This window comes from Streptomyces sp. YS415 (assembly GCF_023544665.1).
Taxonomy (GTDB): Bacteria; Actinomycetota; Actinomycetes; order Streptomycetales; family Streptomycetaceae; genus Streptomyces.
The window spans coordinates 133019-151669 of the sequence record NZ_JAMJFL010000001.1 but is presented as its reverse complement, the minus strand read 5'-3'; the positions used below and the strand labels follow the sequence as shown (position 1 = coordinate 151669).

General features: G+C 72.4%; 18 protein-coding genes. 12 read left to right on the top strand and 6 right to left on the bottom strand.

Annotated elements, in window-relative coordinates:
- Positions 1–9 precede the first annotated feature (9 nt).
- Complete coding sequence (locus tag M8H82_RS00685) at positions 10–996, top strand: YafY family protein (protein ID WP_250070278.1); 987 nt, start codon at positions 10–12, stop codon at positions 994–996.
- Between the two features lie 76 nt (positions 997–1072).
- Positions 1073–1591: a DUF4240 domain-containing protein gene (locus tag M8H82_RS00680; protein ID WP_250070743.1), complete on the top strand. Its 519-nt coding sequence runs from the start codon at positions 1073–1075 to the stop codon at positions 1589–1591.
- A 21-nt stretch (positions 1592–1612) separates the two neighbouring features.
- Here the strand turns inward: M8H82_RS00680 and M8H82_RS00675 are convergent, their stop codons facing one another.
- The gene (locus M8H82_RS00675; RefSeq protein ID WP_250070277.1) at positions 1613–2425 is read right to left on the bottom strand and encodes a peptidoglycan recognition protein; all 813 of its coding nucleotides are present in this window, start codon (positions 2423–2425) and stop codon (positions 1613–1615) included.
- Positions 2426–2584: 159 nt separating this feature from the next.
- On the opposite strand from M8H82_RS00675, the gene M8H82_RS00670 reads away from it, so the two are divergent.
- On the top strand, positions 2585–3769 hold the full coding sequence (locus M8H82_RS00670; protein WP_250070276.1) for a MarP family serine protease: 1185 nt from the start codon (positions 2585–2587) through the stop codon (positions 3767–3769).
- Positions 3770–3773: 4 nt separating this feature from the next.
- On the opposite strand, the gene M8H82_RS00665 is transcribed toward M8H82_RS00670, so the two are convergent.
- Positions 3774–4271, bottom strand: a complete 498-nt coding sequence (locus tag M8H82_RS00665) for a GNAT family N-acetyltransferase (protein WP_250070275.1) — start codon at positions 4269–4271, stop codon at positions 3774–3776.
- Positions 4272–4338: 67 nt separating this feature from the next.
- On the opposite strand from M8H82_RS00665, the gene M8H82_RS00660 reads away from it, so the two are divergent.
- Entirely contained in the window at positions 4339–5235 is an 897-nt protein-coding gene (locus M8H82_RS00660) for a TIGR01777 family oxidoreductase (protein ID WP_250070274.1), read from the top strand.
- A 171-nt stretch (positions 5236–5406) separates the two neighbouring features.
- Positions 5407–6747 (top strand): NAD(P)/FAD-dependent oxidoreductase, encoded by a 1341-nt coding sequence (locus M8H82_RS00655; protein WP_250070273.1) that lies wholly within the window; start codon positions 5407–5409, stop codon positions 6745–6747.
- A gap of 16 nt (positions 6748–6763) precedes the next feature.
- On the opposite strand, the gene M8H82_RS00650 is transcribed toward M8H82_RS00655, so the two are convergent.
- Positions 6764–8197 (bottom strand): regulator, encoded by a 1434-nt coding sequence (locus tag M8H82_RS00650; protein WP_250070272.1) that lies wholly within the window; start codon positions 8195–8197, stop codon positions 6764–6766.
- A gap of 234 nt (positions 8198–8431) precedes the next feature.
- On the opposite strand from M8H82_RS00650, the gene lipB reads away from it, so the two are divergent.
- The 4 genes from lipB to M8H82_RS00630 all read left to right on the top strand — a co-directional run bounded on the left by lipB (position 8432) and on the right by M8H82_RS00630 (position 11510).
- Positions 8432–9229, top strand: a complete 798-nt coding sequence (lipB, locus tag M8H82_RS00645) for a lipoyl(octanoyl) transferase LipB (RefSeq protein ID WP_250070271.1) — start codon at positions 8432–8434, stop codon at positions 9227–9229.
- A gap of 106 nt (positions 9230–9335) precedes the next feature.
- The gene (lipA, locus tag M8H82_RS00640) at positions 9336–10301 is read left to right on the top strand and encodes a lipoyl synthase (protein ID WP_250070270.1); all 966 of its coding nucleotides are present in this window, start codon (positions 9336–9338) and stop codon (positions 10299–10301) included.
- Positions 10302–10548: 247 nt separating this feature from the next.
- Positions 10549–10749, top strand: a complete 201-nt coding sequence (locus M8H82_RS00635; RefSeq protein ID WP_250070269.1) for a hypothetical protein — start codon at positions 10549–10551, stop codon at positions 10747–10749.
- A gap of 59 nt (positions 10750–10808) precedes the next feature.
- Positions 10809–11510 (top strand): DUF4191 domain-containing protein, encoded by a 702-nt coding sequence (locus M8H82_RS00630; protein ID WP_250070268.1) that lies wholly within the window; start codon positions 10809–10811, stop codon positions 11508–11510.
- A 35-nt stretch (positions 11511–11545) separates the two neighbouring features.
- Here M8H82_RS00630 and M8H82_RS00625 read toward each other — a convergent pair whose 3' ends face one another.
- The 3 genes from M8H82_RS00625 to M8H82_RS00615 form a co-directional block, all read right to left on the bottom strand.
- A complete protein-coding gene (locus M8H82_RS00625; RefSeq protein ID WP_250070267.1) occupies positions 11546–12049 on the bottom strand; it encodes a flavin reductase family protein in 504 nt (167 codons plus the stop codon).
- Positions 12050–12091: 42 nt separating this feature from the next.
- Positions 12092–13243: an acyl-CoA dehydrogenase family protein gene (locus tag M8H82_RS00620; RefSeq protein ID WP_250070266.1), complete on the bottom strand. Its 1152-nt coding sequence runs from the start codon at positions 13241–13243 to the stop codon at positions 12092–12094.
- Positions 13244–13344: 101 nt separating this feature from the next.
- The gene (locus M8H82_RS00615) at positions 13345–13812 is read right to left on the bottom strand and encodes an RDD family protein (RefSeq protein ID WP_250070265.1); all 468 of its coding nucleotides are present in this window, start codon (positions 13810–13812) and stop codon (positions 13345–13347) included.
- A gap of 210 nt (positions 13813–14022) precedes the next feature.
- Between M8H82_RS00615 and glnA the strand changes: the two genes are divergently transcribed.
- From glnA to M8H82_RS00600, 3 genes are all read left to right on the top strand, one after another.
- Positions 14023–15432, top strand: a complete 1410-nt coding sequence (gene glnA, locus M8H82_RS00610) for a type I glutamate--ammonia ligase (RefSeq protein WP_250070264.1) — start codon at positions 14023–14025, stop codon at positions 15430–15432.
- 101 nt (positions 15433–15533) lie between these two features.
- Entirely contained in the window at positions 15534–15794 is a 261-nt protein-coding gene (locus tag M8H82_RS00605; protein WP_250070263.1) for a hypothetical protein, read from the top strand.
- 151 nt (positions 15795–15945) lie between these two features.
- Positions 15946–18645, top strand: coding sequence for a substrate-binding domain-containing protein (locus M8H82_RS00600; protein ID WP_250070262.1), 2700 nt, complete (start codon positions 15946–15948; stop codon positions 18643–18645).
- The last annotated feature ends 6 nt before the right edge of the window (positions 18646–18651 follow it).

Below are 18651 nucleotides of genomic sequence, written 5' to 3'. Positions count from 1 at the left end.
GATGGCCGTATGCGCGCCGCCCGCCTGATCAAGATGGTCCTGCTGCTGCAGTCCCGGCCCTCCATGACCGCCGCCGAGCTGGCCCGGGAGCTGGAGGTGTCCGAGCGGACCGTGACGCGGGACGCGCAGGCGCTGTCGGAGGCGGGGGTGCCGGTGTACGCGGACCGGGGGCGGGCCGGGGGGTACCGGCTGATCGGGGGGTACCGGACGCGGCTGACGGGGTTGCACCGCAGCGAGGCCGAGGCGCTGTTCCTGAGCGGGGTGCCCGGTGCGCTGCGGGAGATGGGCCTCGACGACGCCGCCTCCGCCGCGCGGCTGAAGGTGTCCGCCGCGCTGCTGCCCTCGCTGCGGGACGCGTCCCGGACGGCCTCCCAGCGGTTCCATCTGGACGCGCCCAACTGGTTCAAGGAGCCCGAGACGCCCGCGCTGCTGCCCGCCGTCGCGGAGGCGGTGTGGGACGACCGGCGGGTGGTGGCGGTGTACCGGCGGGGCGAGGGCGAGGTGCGGCGGGAGCTGGAGCCGTACGGGCTCGTGCTGAAGGCCGGGGTCTGGTACCTGTGCGCGCGGGTCGCCGGGCACGGCACATACCGCGTGTACCGCATCGACCGGTTCACCGCCGTGGAGGCGGGCGAGGAGCGGTTCGAGCGGGACGAGGAGTTCGACCTGCCCGCCTTCTGGGAGGAGCGGGCCGAGCAGTTCGCGCGGTCCCTGCTGCGCGCGGAGGTGGTCCTGCGGCTGTCCCCGGACGGGGCGCGCAGGCTGCCGTACGTCCTCGATCCGCCGTCCGCGCGGGAGGCGCTCGCGCAGGCCGGTGCGCCGGACGGGGACGGGTGGGTGTGCGTGACGGTGCCGGTGGAGTCCGAGGAGGTCGCGCACAGCCAGCTGGCGTCCCTGGGACCGGAGGCCGAGGTGGTGGCCCCCGACTCCCTACGGGCGCGGTTCACGGCGGACGCGCGGCGGCTGGCCGCCCTGTACGGCACGGAACAGGCGCGATGACAACCGCGGACGCCGGATAACAATCCGCCACACTCCACGTGCGTCCCACCCGTCAAGGGCCGATGCTGGACCCGTGATGGACGAGACGGAGTTCTGGGAGCTGGTGGACGCCACGCGCGAGGCCGCCGAGGGCGACCCCGAGGAGCAGGCGGACCTGCTGGTGGACCGGCTGCTCCAGCTGGACCCGGAGATGGTCCTGGACTTCGCCCGCCACTTCGAGGCCCGCTACAACCGCGCCTACACGTGGGATCTGTGGGGCGCCGCCTGGGTGCTGCTGGACGGCGCGAGCGACGACGCGTTCGACTTCTTCCGGTGCTGGCTGATCGGCCAGGGCCGGGAGGTGTACGAGGGCGCGGTGCACCATCCCGACTCGCTGGCCGACCTCCTGGACGAGTTCGACGAGGAGTTCGACGGCGACGGCGAGGAGCTCGGCTACGCGGCCGACGAGGCCTACGAACAGCTCACCGGCACCGTCGCCCCGGACCTCGGCATCCCGCCCGCCGCAGCGGAACCGGAGGGCACCCCGGTCGACTTCGAGAACGAGCCGGCCCTGGCCGAGCGCTACCCCAGGCTCTGGGACCGCTTCCGCGGCTAGCTCCGACTCCTGCTGCTGTGCTCAGTGGCGGCCCTGGAGGCGGGCCGCTGCTTGTCGGATCTCGGGGAGCCGGGCGCTGAGGGCGGCGCCGGGGCAGCTGGTCATGAAGCCGTCCCGGTGGCCCGCGAGGGCGTGCAGGGTGGCGCGGGTGCCGCGCGGGTAGCGGCTGAGGCTGTTGCTGGAGACCAGGCGGACCTCCGCGCGCGGGTCGGTGCCGGACAGGCCCAGCTTCCAGGCGGCCAGCGCAGCGATGGAGTCCGTCATGGCCTTGGGCACCTCCGCGCCGGCCGTGAAGGTACCGAGGGCGGCGATCCCGGCGGTGCGGTGGTTGAAGCCCTGGGTGTGGGCGCCGGTGACGGCGCGGTCGACGCCGCCGGCGCGGCCCTCGTAGATGGTGCCGCAGCGGTCGACGAGGAAGTTGTAGCCGATGTCGTCCCAGTCCCGGGAGCCGGTCTGGCCGGTGTACAGGTAGCGGATGATGCGGGGCGTCTCGGCGCAGTCGTAGACGTTGGGCGAGTCGGTGTGGTGGACGAAGACGGCCACGACCTTGTCGTCGTAGCGCGGTGGCGGCTGGGAGCGCCGGGTGTCCTCGTCGAGCCAGGCCGAGCGCGGCACGATGGGCGGCCGGGTGGCGCTGTGCCCGGCCGCCGGGCGGGCCGCGAGGGAGCGCCCGGCCGCGGGGCGCTCCACGCCGCCCGCGCACAGGACGAGGGCGGCGACGGCGGCCAGCCCCGGCAGACAGCCGAGCGTGGCGAGCGCCGGGCCGGGTATTCGGCCGGGACGACGCCTTCGTGCCCCCCGTGCTGCGCGGAAGGCCGGTCGGAAGACACGCATGGACCTACTGTCCGACGGATCCGCTCCGCCCGCGATGTGTGCTCTGCCGGCCGGTGGAACCATCGTCACGGTCTGCGGCGTTTCCCGGGTGCACGCGCGCGTGGCTGATCACGGGACCTGTTCCGTGCGTACTGGATGGTCCGAGGGAAAGGCGGCTCCGTGGACCTGCTCGACATCCTGCTGTTGCTCGCGATCCTGGCCTACGCGGCCTCCGGCTACCGGCGGGGCCTGGTCGCCGGGTGCGTCTCGCTGGCCGGGTTCGTGGGCGGCGCGGCCATCGGTGTGTGGGTGCTGCCGTGGGTCATGGAGCTGGTCACACCGGGGACGACCGAGGCGACGGTGACCGCGGTGCTGACGGTGCTGGTCCCGGCGGCGGTGGGGCACGAGCTGGCGGGGCGTCTCGCGCTGCGGCTGCGCCGGGAGCTGGACGGGGGTCCGCTGCGGGTGGCCGACGGGGTCGGCGGGGCGGTGGCCAACTCGGTGGCCGTCCTGCTCGTGGCGTGGGTCGGGGCGAGCGTGCTGGCCGCGACCTCCTCGCCGCTGCTGACCTCGGCGATCCGGGACTCCCGGGTGCTGGGCACCGTGCAGGACGCGATGCCGGAGACCACCCCGGCCTGGTTCTCGCGGGCCACCTCGGCGCTCACCGAGGCGGGCTTCCCGCAGGTGTTCAACCCGTTCGAGAGCGAGTCGACCGCCGAGGTCGCCCGGCCCACCGGCGACAGCGTCACCGCGGCCGCCACCGAGGCCGCCAAGCTGAGCACGGTCAAGATCGAGGGCGTGGCGGGCACCCAGGGCCGCGAGGGCAGCGGTTTCGTGTACGCGGCGCGGCATGTGATGACCAACGCCCATGTGGTGGCCGGCATCGACGAGCCGAGCGTGCGGGTCGGCGGGGTGGGCCCGGCGTACGACGCCCGGGTGGTGCTGTTCGACCCGGACAAGGACGTGGCGGTGCTGTACGTGGCCGAGCTGAGCGCGCCGGTGCTGAAGTGGGACGACAGCGCGGCGCGCGGCGACGCGGCGGTCGTCGCCGGCTATCCCCAGGACGGCGACCTGAACCTCCAGGCGGCCACGGTCGCCGACCGGGTGCGGGCGACGGGCCGGAACATCTACAACGACGGGACGGTGACCCGTGAGATCTACTCGATCCGCTCCACCGTGCGCCCGGGCAACTCCGGCGGCCCGCTGCTGACCACCAAGGGCCGGGTGTACGGCGTGGTCTTCGCCCGCTCCACCTCCGACGCGGAAACCGGCTATGTGCTGACCGCGGCGGAGGTCGCCGAGGACGCCGAGCGGGCGGCCGGGGCGACGCGGGCGGTGGACACGGGCGAGCCGACCACGTCGTGACCGGTCAGAGCGCGCGCCCCATGGCGACGTCGTCGACGTAGACGCCGTCCAGGCAGAACTCCCCGGGCAGGACGCCCTCCACCACGAAGCCCTCGGACTCGTAGAGCCGCCGGGCCGGGGTGTTGTGGCCGAGCACGCGCAGGGTGAGGCGGCGGGCGCCCCGGCGGCGGGCCTCCGCCACGGCCGCCCGGATCAGCGCGCGCCCCACGCCCAGGCCGCGCGCCCGGTCGGACACGGCGAGGCCCTGGATCTGCCGGACGTGCGCGTTCGAGGCGAGCGGGGTGGGGAAGGCGAGCCGGATGTAGCCGACGAGGCGGCGGTCGAGCTCGGCGACCAGATGGTCCTCGGGGAGGTGGCGCTCGTCGAAGAAGGCGCGGTACGGCGGTTGCGGGCGGGGCGTGACCGCGTGCAGCGTCGACCAGGTGTCACGGTCGAGCCGGGCCAGCTGCTCCTCGTCCGCGGGCGTGGCGGTGCGTATGTGCGGCGGTCGGTACTTGGGCATGCGGATCACCCTACGGCGGCGGCGGGCCGGGCCGACCGGGCAGGCGAGGCGGGAAGAGGATGGGGCCATGGAACATTCGAGGATCGTGGTGGCCGGTGCGTCCGGCCTCATCGGCGGCGCCCTGGTCCGGTCGCTGAAGGCGGACGGGCACCAGGTGGTGCGCCTGGTGCGGCGCGCGCCGCGGGCACAGGACGAGGTCCGCTGGGACCCCGAGGGCGGGTACGTCGATCCGGCCGGGCTCGCCGGGTGCGACGCGGTGCTCAACTTCGCCGGGGCCGGCGTGGGCGGGCGGCGCTGGACGGACGCGTACAAGCAGCGGATCCGGGACAGCCGGGTGCGGGGCACGGCGACGCTCGCCGAGGCCCTGGCGGCGCTGCCCGAGCCGCCGCGGGTCTTCGTCAACGGCAGCGCGATCGGCTACTACGGCGAGACCGGCGACCGGGTCGTCGACGAGAGCGCGCCGCCCGGGACCGGTTTCCTGCCCGAGGTGTGCGTGGCGTGGGAGGGCGCGGCGGCGCCGGCCGAGCGGGCGGGGGTGCGGACGGTGTTCGTGCGCACGGGACTTGTGGTGGCGCGGCAGGGCGGGGCCTGGCAGCGGCTGTTCCCGTTGTTCAAGGCGGGGCTCGGCGGGCGGATGGGCGACGGGAGCCAGTACTGGTCGTACGTCTCGCTGCACGACGAGGTGGCGGCGATCCGGCATCTGATCGCGGCGGACGGGCTGTCGGGGCCGTTCAACGTGACCGCGCCGGAGCCGCTGACGAACCGTGAGATCACCGAGGTGATGGGGCGGGTGCTGGGTCGGCCGACGCTGTTCGCGGTGCCGGCGCCGGTGTTGCGGACGGTGCTCGGGGAGATGGCCGGGGATGTGCTCGGCAGCGCACGGGTGGTGCCGAAGCGGCTGCTGGAGTCGGGGTTCGCCTTCGCGTTCCCCGATGCCGAGGCGGCCGTACGGGCCGCGCTGTGACGAGGCTGGCCCGGCCGGCTGTCCGCATGCGACCGTCGTGCGACCGTGCCCTGTCGATGCGCGACTTCCGCTGACCGGCCGCCGCCCTAACCTCGAGCCGAACTCGGGTATCCCCGGAGCCGGTTGGGGGCATGACGTCTCCACCGGCCGCGCAACCTCGAGGAGGGGCACGTGCTTGAGCCCGCGTACCAGGCGGACGTCGTCGTGGTGGGAGCCGGGATCGCCGGCCTCGCGGCGGCGCAACGGCTGACCAGCGCAGGAGTGACCGTCACAGTCCTGGAGGCCGCCCACGAGGTGGGCGGCCGCATGTCGACCGAGAAGGTCGACGGCTTCCGGCTCGACCGCGTCGGGCAGCTGATGTCCACGTCGTACCCCGAACTGAGACTGACCCCGGGACTCGACGTGCTCGCCCTGCGCACCTTCGCCCCGGACATCCTGCTGCACAGCGACGGACGCCACCATCGGGTGGGCGCTCCGGCGTCCCAGGGTGGCGCAAGGGGCGCACTCCACACAGTGCGCGCCCTGGCGAGCGCCCCCCGGCCGACGTCGGCGCCCCGCGCGCCGTTGGGCACGGCGGTCGACCAGGCGCGGCTCGCCGCCGCGCTGGCCCGGCTCGCGGGCACCCCGGCCGGCCGCCTGCTGGCCCGCCCCGAGACGACGGCCGGCCGGTCGCTGACGGCCCGGGGCCTGCCGGCCCGCACGGTCGACAACTTCGTGCGGCCGCTGCTGTTGGCCCTGCTGGGCGATCCGGAGCTGACGGTCTCCAGCCGGTGCGCGGACCTGGCGCTGCACTCCTTCGCGAGTGGGCGGCTGTGCGTGCCGGAGGGGGGCGCGGAGACCCTGCCGCGGACGCTCGCCCGGTCGCTGCCCGCCGGGACGGTGCACACCGGGGTGCGGGTCACCTCGGTCTCCACGACCTCGGTGACCACCGCGGAGCACGGGGTGTACCGCTGCCGTGCGGTCCTGCTCGCCACCGGCGCCCGCACCGCCGCCGAGCTGCTGCCCGGACTGCGGGTCCCCGCCTTCCATCCGGTGACGGTCGTCCACCACACGACGGACGAGCCGCCGTCGAGCGGTGCCGGACTGCTCCTCGACGCCGACCGGGGCGGCCCGGTGGCGCACACGGCGGTGGCCAGCGCGGTGGACCCGGCCCGGGCCCCGGCGGGCCGTGCCCTGGTGTCGTCGACGGTGCTGGGCACACCGCCGGCCGACCTCGACACGGCGGTCCGCAGGCATCTGGCCCGCCTGTACGGCACGTCCACCGCGCGCTGGGAGACCCTGGCCGTCCATCACACGGCGGACGCGGTGCCGTCCATGCGCCCCCCGCACGACCCGCACCGCCCGGTGCGCCTGCTGGCGGGCCTGTACGTCTGCGGCGACCACCGGGACACCAGTACCGTCCAGGGCGCCCTGCACTCGGCCCGCCGCGCGGCGAGGTCGATCGTGAGCGACCTGGGAGTGACCGGCTCCCTGCACCGGGCGGACCCCCTGCCGGCGGCCCGGGCGGCCTGAGGCGGGCCGACCGGCCCTACCCCAGCGCGGCCACCTTCTCCCGGTAGCCGCGCACCGGGGCGGCGTCCTTGTACGGTTCCAGCCGCCGCTCGAAGTCCCTGACGTACTCCACCGCCCGCACCGACCGCATCTCCGCCGCCTGGCCCGCGGCCTCCACGCCCAGCGCGCACGCCTGGTCGAGTTCGCCGAGGCCCAGGCGTGCGGTGGCGAGGACCACGCGGCAGAACAGGCGGCTGCGGGCGAAGGCGGGGGCCCGCAGTTGCAGGGAGCGCTCGGCGTGCTGCGCCGCCGCCCGGAACTGCTGGAGGTCGCGGTGGCAGTGGCCGAGCTCGTCGGCCAGCTGCGCCTCGTCGAAGAACCGCGCCCAGTGCGGCACCTCGTCGCCGGGCCGGGCCGCCTCCAGGGCACGCTCGGCGCGGGCCAGGGACGCCGTGCAGGCCCGCACCTCCCCCAGTACCCCGTGCCCGCGCGCCTCGGCCGCGTGCAGCAGCGCCTGGACGGTGGGCGGGGCGCTGGAGCCGACGCCCTGCTGGGCCACCCGCGCGAGCTGCACCGCCTCCCGCCCGTGCCCGAGGTAGACGGCCTGCCGGCTCATCGTGACCAGCACGTACGAGCCGTACGCCCGGTCCCCGGCCGCCTGCGCCAGCCGCAGCGACTGGACGTAGTACCGCTGCGCGAGCCCGTGCGCCGCGATGTCGTACGACGTCCAGCCCGCGAGCCGGGTCAGATCGGCGGCCGCGGCGAACAGGCGGCGGCCGGTCTGCTCGCCGTAGGTGCCGCGCAGCATCGGCTCGCACTCGTGCTCCAGGTAGCGCACGAGGGCCTGGCGGGCATGGCCGCCGCCGTACATGTTGTCCAGGGTGCGGAAGAGCTCGCCGACCGAGCGGAGGGCGTTGATGTCGCCCGCGGTGACCTTCTGGCCGGGGCCGCGCTCGGCGCCGCGCTGCCGGGGCACCGCGGGGCGGTTCTGCACCGGCACCCGGACCGGCGCCTCGCCGCGTGCGACCCGGTCGTCGGCCCGGCCGATCAGCCAGTCCCGACTGGGCACCACGAGCCCGGCCGGGGTGAAGGCGATCTTGCGCAGTTCGGCATGGCTGCCGGAGTCCTTGCGCCACAGCCCGCTGACGATGTCGACGGCTTCCTCGGGCGTGGCAGCGAACTCCAGGCCCGCGTAGACGGGGGCACAGGCGTCGAGGCCGAGGTCCTGGGCGGTGAGCCGGCGGCCGAGGCGGCGGGTGAAGACCTCGGCGATCAGGGCGGGTGTGGTGCCGCGCGGTTGCTGTCCGCGCAGCCAGCGGGTCACGGATGTCTTGTCGTATCTCAGATCCAGCCCGTGTTCGAGTCCGAGCTGGTCCACGCGACGGGCGAGACCCGCGTTGGAGAACCCCGCTTCTGCGATGAGCGCGGCGAGCTGACGGTTGGGGGTGCGCTGCGCGGGTCGTTCCGACATCTGCGGTGCGGTCTCCTGCCTTCCAGGCCTCTGACTTGCCCGGATTGCCTGTGAGCAGCCCTTATGGCCTCAGTGAACGGCGCGAATGTAGCGGAGAGTGAGCACGCCATCGCACATTTCGTCACCCGTTCATCCGATCGTGTGAGGATTGCCCGCGAGACTGACGCTCGACCGGCAGTCGTACAGTGGCGTAGGCACCCTTCGTGCCTTACGACGTCCAGGGAGGCGCTTGCCGTGAGTGAGTTGCGGTTCGTCCGGATGGGGTTCGGAGCGAACGCCGTCGAGTACCAGGAGGCCTGGGACGAGCAGCGCCGGGTGCACGCCGCCCGGTTCGCCGACGAGGTCCCCGACACCGTGCTGCTCCTCGAACACCCGCCGGTCTACACGGCCGGCCGGCGCACCGCGGACAACGAGCGGCCGCTGGACGGCACCCCGGTCATCGACGTCGACCGCGGCGGCAAGATCACCTGGCACGGCCCGGGCCAGCTGGTCGGCTACCCGATCCAGAAGCTCCCGCGCCCGGTGGACGTCGTGGCGCACGTACGGCGGCTGGAGGAGGCCCTGATCCGCACCTGCGCGGAGTTCGGCCTGGAGACCTCCCGGGTCGAGGGCCGCAGCGGAGTGTGGGTGCTCGGCGACCCGGTCGAGCAGCGCCCCGCGATCGGCGGTCTGGCGCTGGACTTCGACCCCCGGCTGCAGGACGAGGAGTTCGACCCGCGGCTGAACGGCCCCGAGTACGCCCCGTCCAACGCGGGCCAGCGCCGCGAGGACCGCAAGATCGCCGCCATCGGCATCCGGGTCGCCAAGGGCGTCACGATGCACGGCTTCGCGCTGAACGTGAACCCCGACAACAAGTGGTTCGACCGCATCATCCCGTGCGGCATCCGGGACGCGGGCGTCGCCTCCCTCGCCGCCGAGCTGGGCCGGGACGTGACCATCGACGAGGTCCTGCCCGTCGTCGAGCGGCACTTGACCGACGTCCTGCAGAACGCGGAGCTGAAGCCGCGGGAGATCGAGCGGGCGGCCGTCTGACGCCGGGAATCCGCCATCGGGCCGCGGGGTTGGCCTGACAGCAGGGCTGAGTAAACACGGGCGTACCCTGGTGTACGCCGAAGAATCGAAGCTACAGGGAGCCGATGTGTCCGCAGTCACCCCCGACGGACGCAAGATGCTGCGCCTTGAGGTCCGGAACGCCCAGACCCCCATCGAGCGCAAGCCCGAGTGGATCAAGACCCGGGCGAAAATGGGTCCCGAGTACACCAAGATGCAGAACCTCGTGAAGAGCGAGGGCCTGCACACGGTCTGCCAGGAAGCCGGCTGTCCCAACATCTACGAGTGCTGGGAGGACCGCGAGGCGACCTTCCTCATCGGCGGCGACCAGTGCACCCGGCGCTGCGACTTCTGCCAGATCGACACCGGCAAGCCCGAGGCCCTCGACCGCGACGAGCCGCGCCGCGTGGGCGAGTCCGTGGTCACCATGGACCTGAACTACGCCACCATCACCGGCGTCGCCCGCGACGACCTGGAGGACGGCGGCGCCTGGCTGTACGCGGAGACGGTCCGCCAGATCCACCAGCAGACCGCGGGCCGCGAGGCCGGCCGCACCAAGGTCGAGCTGCTGGCCCCCGACTTCAACGCCGTGCCGGAGCTGCTGCGGCAGGTCTTCGACTCCCGCCCCGAGGTCTTCGCGCACAACGTCGAGACCGTGCCGCGGATCTTCAAGCGCATCCGGCCCGGCTTCCGCTACGAGCGGTCGCTGAAGGTCATCACCGAGGCCCGAGACTTCGGCCTGGTCACCAAGTCGAACCTGATCCTCGGCATGGGCGAGACCCGCGAGGAGGTCAGCGAGGCGCTCAGGCAGCTGCACGAGGCCGGCTGCGAGCTGATCACCATCACCCAGTACCTGCGCCCCTCCGTGCGCCACCACCCCGTGGAGCGCTGGGTCAAGCCGCACGAGTTCGTGGAGCTGAAGGAGGAGGCCGAGCAGATCGGCTTCTCCGGCGTGATGTCCGGCCCGCTGGTGCGCTCCTCCTACCGCGCCGGACGGCTGTACCAGATGGCCGTCGAGAAGCGCGGTTCGTACGTCGCCTCGCAGGCGGTCTGACGGCACGCAGTGTCACCGTGCGCGTGTGAAACTGCGCACAAGCAACTACCGCCCGGTAACGGCCGATTGACGCGGTCCTGGGCGTCCCCGCAGACGGGGGCGCCTCCAGGGCCGCGTCGGTGTTTTCGAGCCGCCCCTGAAGGCTTCATTCGCGTTTGACCGGCCGGTCACGCCCTGGTAACACCATTCAGTGACGCTGAACTCACACCACGTGCATCCACACCCGACCCGAGGGGGGACCTCACCCATGCAGGCCGCGCCGGTACGCGCCACCGCCATTCCGTCCTTCAGCACTGCACTCCGTGCCGTCGAATCGCTGCTCATGAGCAGCGGCCAGCGCACCGCCCGCCGCAACGCCTGGACGTCCGTCCTGGAGGACCGCCGCCGGGCCAAGGACCGGGTCGAGGCCCAGCAGATCCTGGAGCGGGTGCTCACCCCCGGTCCCTGACCGCTCGGTGACCGGCACTGCCGTCGTCGGCGCTCGCGGGGCCACGTAGACTTCGTGCCATGGCGAGAAGTGACAGCGCGGCGGATGCCGCTAACCCCGGGCGTCTGAAGCAGATCGCCCTGACGTACAAGATGACCCGCAGGGCCGACAAGAAGATCGGCTTCGTGCTGGCGGGGGTCTTCCTCCTCATCCTCGGTGTCTTTCTCGCGATCGGCTTCCTGATCGGTCACCCGATCTACCTCGGCATCCTGGGTGTGCTGCTCGCCTTCCTCGGCACGGCGATCGTGTTCGGGCGGCGGGCCGAGCGGGCCGCCTTCGGGCAGATGGAGGGCCAGCCGGGCGCGGCCGCGGCCGTACTGGACAACATCGGCCGGGGCTGGACGACCACCCCCGCGGTGGCGATGAACCGCAGCCAGGACGTGGTGCACCGGGCGGTCGGCAAGGCCGGGATCGTGCTGGTCGCCGAGGGCAACCCGAACCGGGTGAAGAGCCTGCTGGCGGCCGAGAAGAAGAAGATGAACCGCATCGTGGCGGACGTGCCGGTGCACGATCTGATCGTGGGCTCCGGTGAGGGTCAGGTCGAGCTGAAGAAGCTGCGGACGACCATGCTGAAGCTGCCGCGGGTGCTCACGGGCCCCCAGGTGACCGTCACCAACGACCGCCTGAAGGCCCTGGGCGACCTGATGAGCAACATGCCGCTGCCGAAGGGGCCGATGCCCAAGGGCATGAAGCTCCCCAAGGGCGGCCCGAAGGCCCGCTGAGCCTCAGGCCCGCTGAGCCTCAGGCCCGCTGAGCCTCAGGCCAGCGTTCTGAAGGACCGGTCGTAGTAGACCATCGGGGCTCCTTCACCCAGTCGTACTCCCGTCACCCGGCCGATCAGGACCGTATGGTCCCCGGCCGGGTGACGTGCGTGTGCGGCGCATTCCAGCACGGACAGGGCCCGCTCGACCGCCGGCAGTCCCCCAGGGCTCAGCCGCAGCCCGGCGGCGCCGAACTTGTCGGCGCCCTTGGTGGCGAAGCGCTCCGCGAGCGGGCGGTGCAGCGGGGCGAGCACGCTCACCGCGAAGCGGTCGCAGCGGGCGAAGGACGCGGCCGAGTCCGCCGAGTTCGCCAGGCACACCAGCACCATCGGCGGGTCCAGCGACACCGAGCAGAACGAGCTCGCGGTGAAGCCGCGGGGGGTGCCGTCCGGGCACCGGGTGGTCACCACCACCACGCCCGAGGGGAAGCGGCCCATCGCGGCCCGGAACTCCTCGGACGCCGCCGTCGTGTCCGGTGGGTCAGTGTCCAGCTCGGCCATGACGCGACTATCCGCGAGCCCCGCCCTCCCGGCAACCGGACGTCAGCTCCGGTCGGAGAGCGCCCAGGCGCCGTAGGCGGCGCCCGTGGACTCGAAGGAGAGCGCCACGTGGGAGGCGGCGCTGTTCACGTCCCGCCAGAAGCGCTGCACGGGGTCGGTCGAGGACTGCCCGGAGGTCCCGCTGCTGCGGAAGACCCGGTCGACGGCCGAGACCAGCAGTTCCACCGCCAGCGCCAGGTCCCGGGCCCCGCGGACCGCCGCCTCGCCGTCGGCCGGGGACTCCGTTCCGTCGGCGACCGCCGCGGTACGCCGGACGAGGAGCTCGGCGGCGTCGGCCTCGGCGGCCGAGCGGGCCAGCGAGACCTGCATGGAGGGCATCTCCCGTACGGCCCTGCCCCGCCGGTCGACCCGCGCCCCGGTCCGCTCCACCCAGGCCCGCATGGCGCCCCGCACGGCGCCGACCAGCGGAGCGGCGAACGGCAGCGAGTTCACGGCGTGCATCGGCACGATGTGGCAGCGGGCGTCCGAGGCGGGGGCGCGGCCGGCGTGGACGGCGGAGCGGGCCAGGGTGCGGTGTTCGGGCACGAAGACGTCGGCGAGCACCAGGGTGTCGCTGCCGGTGCCGCGCATGCCCACGGAGTACCAGCTGTCGGTGATCGTGAAGTCGTCCCGCGGCACCGCGAAGTACCGCACCTCAGGGCGCCCCTCGGGGTCCGACGACGGCTCGTCGGGGACGGCCGCGCAGGCGAGCGCCCAGTCGGCGAAGTGCACCCCGCTGATGTACTTCCACTCACCGCCGAGCCGCCAGCCGCCGTCCACCCGACGGGCGGTGCCGGACGGCATCAGGGCCGCGGCGAGCAGGGCGTCGGGGCCGTCCGCCCAGATCTCCGCCTGCCCCCGCTCGGGCAGGAACGCCGCGTAGCGTCCGGCGTAGGCCGACAGGGAGGCCGCCCAGGCGGCTGAGGTGCAGCCCTCCCCGACCCGGAAGACCGCCGAGGTCAGCTCGGTGAAGCCGCCGGCCGTGCCGCCGTGGGCCAGGGGCACGAAGTGCCGGGCGAACCCGGCGTCCCGCACGGCGTGCACCACCTGGGGCGAGAGCCGGCGCGCGGCTTCGGCCTCCTCGCTGTGCCGGGCCGCGATGTCGGCGACCTGCGTCGCCCGGTCCACGATCGTCGACGTCTTGTCGTACGACACTGTCCAACCACCTCCGCCAGAGTTGGCGGCAGTGTTTCGAACAACATTCGACGTCGTGGGGACCCCGGGCCGTGACGGCCGCGAGGGTCACCCGACCGGCGTCAGATCCGGACCTCGACCGTGCGCGCCAGCCGGTCGTGCAGGCCGCGGCCGTCGCGGTCCCAGATCAGGGCCGGGACGGCGAGGCAGAGCAGGACCGTGCGCAGCAGGGCGCGCAGCGGGTTGACCTTGCCGGTGTCCAGGGCGAGCACCCGCAGACCGAACAGGCGCTTGCCCGGTGTGAAGCCGACGCTGCCGAGGGTCAGGGCGCTCATCACGAACAGGATGAGCAGCGCCCAGTTGCCGGTGGCGCTGTCGTAGCCCTCCGTGATCAGGCCGTATGCGATCAAGAGGCACAGGCCCCAGTCCACGGCGAGGGCGCCGAGGCGCCTGCCCGGGCGGGCGATGGAGCCCGGCCCGTGCTCCGGCAGACCGAGTTGCTCACCCCGGTATCCGAAGTCGACACCGGCGTCCTCCATGGCTGCGCGGGGCCCGGAGAGCCAGGATCCGATTGCTTGCCTGTTGTCCACCCGTCCACGGTACTGCGCCCCCATATGACCGAGGACAGCCGGGGTGCGTCGGGGCTACGGTGGAACGAGGTCCGGTTAACTTGGGCGAAACAAATGGGTCACGCCAGAGAAATCACGCGTCCCTAGGGTCGAGGTCAGCGTGTGCCACCGCACTGGCCGCACGAACGAACTACCACCCCGGCACGGACCGTCGGGAGTAGGAGGAGCTGGATGTTCCAGAACGCCGACGAGGCCAAGAAGTTCATCGCGGACGAGGAGGTCAAGTTCGTCGACGTCCGCTTCTGCGACCTGCCGGGCGTCATGCAGCACTTCACGGTGCCCGTCGAGGCGTTCGACCCGGACGAGGAGCTCGCCTTCGACGGTTCGTCGATCCGCGGCTTCCAGGCCATCCACGAGTCCGACATGGCGCTGCGCGCGGACCTGTCGACCGCCCGGGTCGACCCCTTCCGCCGCGACAAGACGCTGAACGTCAACTTCTTCATCCACGACCCGATCACGGGCGAGCAGTACTCCCGTGACCCGCGCAACGTGGCCAAGAAGGCGGAGGCCTACCTCGCCTCGACCGGTATCGCGGACACCGCGTACTTCGGTCCCGAGGCCGAGTTCTACGTCTTCGACTCGGTCCGCTTCGCGACCTCCGCGAACGAGTCCTTCTACCACATCGACTCCGAGGCGGGCGCCTGGAACACCGGTGCGCTGGAGGACAACCGCGGCTACAAGGTCCGCTACAAGGGCGGCTACTTCCCGGTCCCGCCGGTCGACCACTTCGCCGACCTGCGCGCCGAGATCTCCCTGGAGCTGGACAAGCAGGGCCTGAAGGTCGAGCGCCAGCACCACGAGGTGGGCACCGCCGGCCAGGCCGAGATCAACTACAAGTTCAACACGCTGCTCGCCGCGGCCGACGACCTCCAGCTCTTCAAGTACATCGTGAAGAACGTGGCCTGGCGCAACGGCAAGACCGCGACCTTCATGCCGAAGCCGATCTTCGGTGACAACGGCTCGGGCATGCACGTCCACCAGTCGCTGTGGAGCAACGGCGACCCGCTGTTCTACGACGAGGCCGGCTACGCGGGCCTGTCGGACATGGCGCGCTACTACATCGGCGGCATCCTCAAGCACGCCCCGTCGCTGCTGGCCTTCACCAACCCGACGGTGAACTCCTACCACCGCCTGGTGCCGGGCTTCGAGGCGCCGATCAACCTGGTGTACTCGCAGCGCAACCGCTCCGCGGCCATGCGTATCCCGATCACGGGCTCCAACCCGAAGGCCAAGCGCGTCGAGTTCCGCGCGCCCGACTCCTCCGGCAACCCGTACCTGGCCTTCTCGGCGCTGCTCCTGGCGGGCCTGGACGGCATCAAGAACAAGATCGAGCCGGCCGAGCCGATCGACAAGGACCTGTACGAGCTGGCTCCCGAGGAGCACGCGAACGTCGCCCAGGTCCCGACCTCCCTCCCGGCCGTCCTCGACTCCCTGGAGCGCGACCACGAGTTCCTGCTCGCCGGTGACGTCTTCACGTCCGACCTGATCGAGACGTGGATCGACTTCAAGCGCGCCAACGAGATCGCCCCGCTCCAGCTGCGTCCGCACCCGCACGAGTTCGAGCTGTACTTCGACGTGTGATCGACGCCTGAGCCGTTCCGTCGGCGCCCCCGTTCCTGGTTCTCAGGGCGGGGGCGTCGTCGTATCGTGGGGGTACGGCTGTTCGAGAAGGGTCTACGGGGATGTCCGAACGGGACGACGGCGAGCGGGAGTTCGACATCAAGTGGGCGGACGCGGCCGCGCACAAGGAGCCCTCCGCGCGGGCGCGGATGCTGGCCGCCCGGTGGAAGGAGAACCCGCCCGGTCCGGTGCCGTTCCGGGGCGATCCGGATCCGGTGCGGAACAGCCGGCGGCGGTCCTGGATATCCACCGCCGTGGTGCTGGGGAGCGTCGCAGCGATCATCGTGCTGCTCGGGTACAGCAGTTTCCGGGCGGGTTATTAAGAAGCGGTGTCTTTGGCGGGCGCTCCTGTCAATCCCCGTGCCCGCCAGGGGCCTTGGGCTGCATGATGTTGCTGCGCCTCTTGGGCGATCCGCTTCGCAGTCCGCCTCATGATCGGTTGGTCCGGTGGCAGTAGCCCGTACCCGCACAGCGATGATCTTCACGGCCCTTCCGGTGGAGTACGAGAAGGTCGAGCGCCATCTCACGGCGGCCGGCGCGACACGCTCCGGCCCCGACGAACGCGACGGCGGTACGCGCGCGGCCGTCTACGAGCTGAGCGGCCGGGTTCCCTGGCGGGTGTACCTGGCCAGGACCGGGACCGGCAACACCACGACCGCCACGGCGGTGAGCAGCTGGCTGGCCAAGGTGCAGCCGGAGGCCGCCTTCTTCGTCGGTATCGCCGCCGGCCGCAAGGACGCCCTGCCCCGGGATGTCGTCATCGCCGAGACGGTGTACGAGTACCAGCGGGGCAAGCAGTCGGAGCAGGGATTCCACGCCCGTCCCAGGAGCTGGGAGCCCCCGGGAGAGGTCCTCGGCACCGCGGAACAGGTGGCGCAGGATCTCGCCCCGCTGCTCACCGGCCGCATCCACGTGAAGCCGATCGCGTCCGGGGACACCGTGATCGACTCCCCGTACGCCCCCGAGCACGGGATCATCCGGACGCATTACGAGGACACGGCGGCGATCGAGACGGAGGGCGCCGGTTTCGCCCGGGCGGTCCAGAGCCGTGCTTCCACGGGGCTCAAGTGGCTCCTCATCCGTGGGATCAGCGACCTGGCGGACGGGGACAAGAAGGGGCTGGAGGCGGCCGGCGGGCAGCAGGACGCCGCGCTCAACGCGGCGCACGTGGCCGTACGCGTCCTCCTCGCGCTCGACGTCGAGCCGTCCGCCCCGCCTGCTCGCCCCGCCGCGACCCTGTCCTTACGGATGCCCCGGAAGCCGGGCAGGCCGCCCGTCCCGCCCAGGGCTCCGCGGAGGCGGGCCGTCTCAGGCGCGCGTCGGCGGCGGCTGCTGTGGGGGGTGCCGCTGGTCGCCACGGCGACGGTCATCGCCGTCGTGGCCGTGCAGTCCTGCGGCAGCGGTGACTCGACGGCCGACGACGACCATGCGCCCGCCGCCTCCCTGGCGAGCTGCGGCGAGGCCGACACCTTCCTGCGCATCGCCGCGTCCGTCGACAAGTCGGAATCCCTGCGGCGCGCCGCCAAGGCCTACGGTCCCCGGCGCAGCGGCAGCGCCTGCGTGGAGGTCGTCGTCCACGACAAGAACTCGGGCGAGGCGATGCGGGCGCTCGCCCGGGGCTGGGAGGAGGACGACGGGCCGCGGCCGGACGTGTGGTCGCCGGCCGGGGGCGCGTGGCTGTCGTTGGCCCGGACGAACGCGACGGGCAAGAACCAGGGCCTGTTCCCGGAGCGGGCGGAGCCGATCGTCACCAGTCCGCTCACCGTCGCCATGCCCCGGCCGATGGCCGAGGTGCTGGAGTGGCCCGAGAACGGGTTCAGCTGGAGTGAGCTGGCCGACTGGTCGAGAAACGCCAAGGGCTTCTGGGGCCGGAAGGACCGGGGCAAGCCGGGGTGGGGGGACTTCACGCTCGGCAAGACCAATCCCGAGTACTCCACCTCGGGGCTCAACGCGACGATCGGCGCCTTCTACGCCGCGACCGGCACCAGCGGCGAGCTGAGCAAGGGGCGCCTCGACGACGCAGGCAACCGCGAGTTCGTCAAGGACATCGAGCAGTCCGCGGTGCACTACGGCGACACCACGCTGACCTTCACCGCCAATCTGCGCCGGGCCGACGAGGAGCACGAGGACAAAGCCATGTCCTACATCTCCGCCGTCACGCTGGAGGAGAGCACCGTGGCGGCCTACAACGCGGGCCACCCCTGTGGCGCGCTCAGCGACGAGGAGGGCTGCAAGAAGACCACCAAGCCGCAGACTCCCCTGGTGTCGTTCTACCCGGAGGACGGAATCCTGTTCTCCGACCACCCCTACATCAAGCTGAACGGCAGGGGCGCAGCGAAGAAGGCGGTGGCGGAGGACTTCCTCACCTACCTGCACTCCCCCGAGGTCTTCGCCCGTCACTTCGCGCCCTACGGCTTCCGCACGCACGAGGGCACGGCCCCGAAGAACTCCCCCGTGCTCAACGAGGCCCACGGCGTCCTGCCCGACACCCCGCCCGACCCTCTGTCCACCCCCGACGACGACGTGCTCAAGCACCTGCTGGACATCTGGCCCGTGCTGCGCCGGCCCGCCAATGTGCTCCTCGTCATCGACACCTCGGCCTCGATGAACGACGGGATCGTGAGCGCCGGGGAGAGCAAGCTGCAGCGTCTGAAGCGGGCGGAGACCGAGTTGTTCGGTGAGTTCACCCGGTCGGACAAGGTCGGGCTGTGGAAGTTCTCCGACGCCGAGGACCTGGGCGGCGTCACGGACTACCGGGAACTCGTCCCGGTGGGCCCCTACGACCAGGCCCGGAGCAAGCAGCTGTCCGACAACTTCCGTGCCCTGGAGGCGGAGGGCGCGACCGGCCTGTACGACACGCTGGACGCGGCGACCAAGGCCATGCGGAAGGACTACGACCCGAGCGCCATCAACGCGATCGTCCTGCTCACCGACGGCCGCAACGAGGACCGGGGCAGTCTGACCGAGGAGGAGCTGCTGGGGCGCATCGGGGACACGTCCAAGCCCCTGGTGCGCGTGTTCACCATCGCCTACGGCAGCGAGGCCGACGACCGCGACCGCGAGGGCAGGAGCGTGCTCCAGCGGATCGCGGACGCCGGCGGGGGGCAGGCGTACGAAGCACACGACGTCGAGACGATCGAGAAGGTGATCACCAGCGTGATCTCCAACTTCTGACCGGCG

Bases quoted from the DNA above. Each gene is read 5' to 3' on its own strand.
- M8H82_RS00685 (WP_250070278.1), top strand. From the start codon at position 10: ATGCGCGCCGCCCGCCTGATCAAGATGGTCCTGCTGCTGCAGTCCCGG.
- M8H82_RS00680 (WP_250070743.1), top strand. From the start codon at position 1,073: ATGGACGAGACGGAGTTCTGGGAGCTGGTGGACGCCACGCGCGAGGCC.
- M8H82_RS00675 (WP_250070277.1), bottom strand. From the start codon at position 2,425: ATGCGTGTCTTCCGACCGGCCTTCCGCGCAGCACGGGGGGCACGAAGG.
- M8H82_RS00665 (WP_250070275.1), bottom strand. From the start codon at position 4,271: ATGCCCAAGTACCGACCGCCGCACATACGCACCGCCACGCCCGCGGAC.
- M8H82_RS00660 (WP_250070274.1), top strand. From the start codon at position 4,339: ATGGAACATTCGAGGATCGTGGTGGCCGGTGCGTCCGGCCTCATCGGC.
- M8H82_RS00650 (WP_250070272.1), bottom strand. From the start codon at position 8,197: ATGTCGGAACGACCCGCGCAGCGCACCCCCAACCGTCAGCTCGCCGCG.
- M8H82_RS00635 (WP_250070269.1), top strand. From the start codon at position 10,549: ATGCAGGCCGCGCCGGTACGCGCCACCGCCATTCCGTCCTTCAGCACT.
- M8H82_RS00630 (WP_250070268.1), top strand. From the start codon at position 10,809: ATGGCGAGAAGTGACAGCGCGGCGGATGCCGCTAACCCCGGGCGTCTG.
- M8H82_RS00625 (WP_250070267.1), bottom strand. From the start codon at position 12,049: ATGGCCGAGCTGGACACTGACCCACCGGACACGACGGCGGCGTCCGAG.
- glnA (WP_250070264.1), top strand. From the start codon at position 14,023: ATGTTCCAGAACGCCGACGAGGCCAAGAAGTTCATCGCGGACGAGGAG.
- M8H82_RS00605 (WP_250070263.1), top strand. From the start codon at position 15,534: ATGTCCGAACGGGACGACGGCGAGCGGGAGTTCGACATCAAGTGGGCG.
- M8H82_RS00600 (WP_250070262.1), top strand. From the start codon at position 15,946: ATGATCTTCACGGCCCTTCCGGTGGAGTACGAGAAGGTCGAGCGCCAT.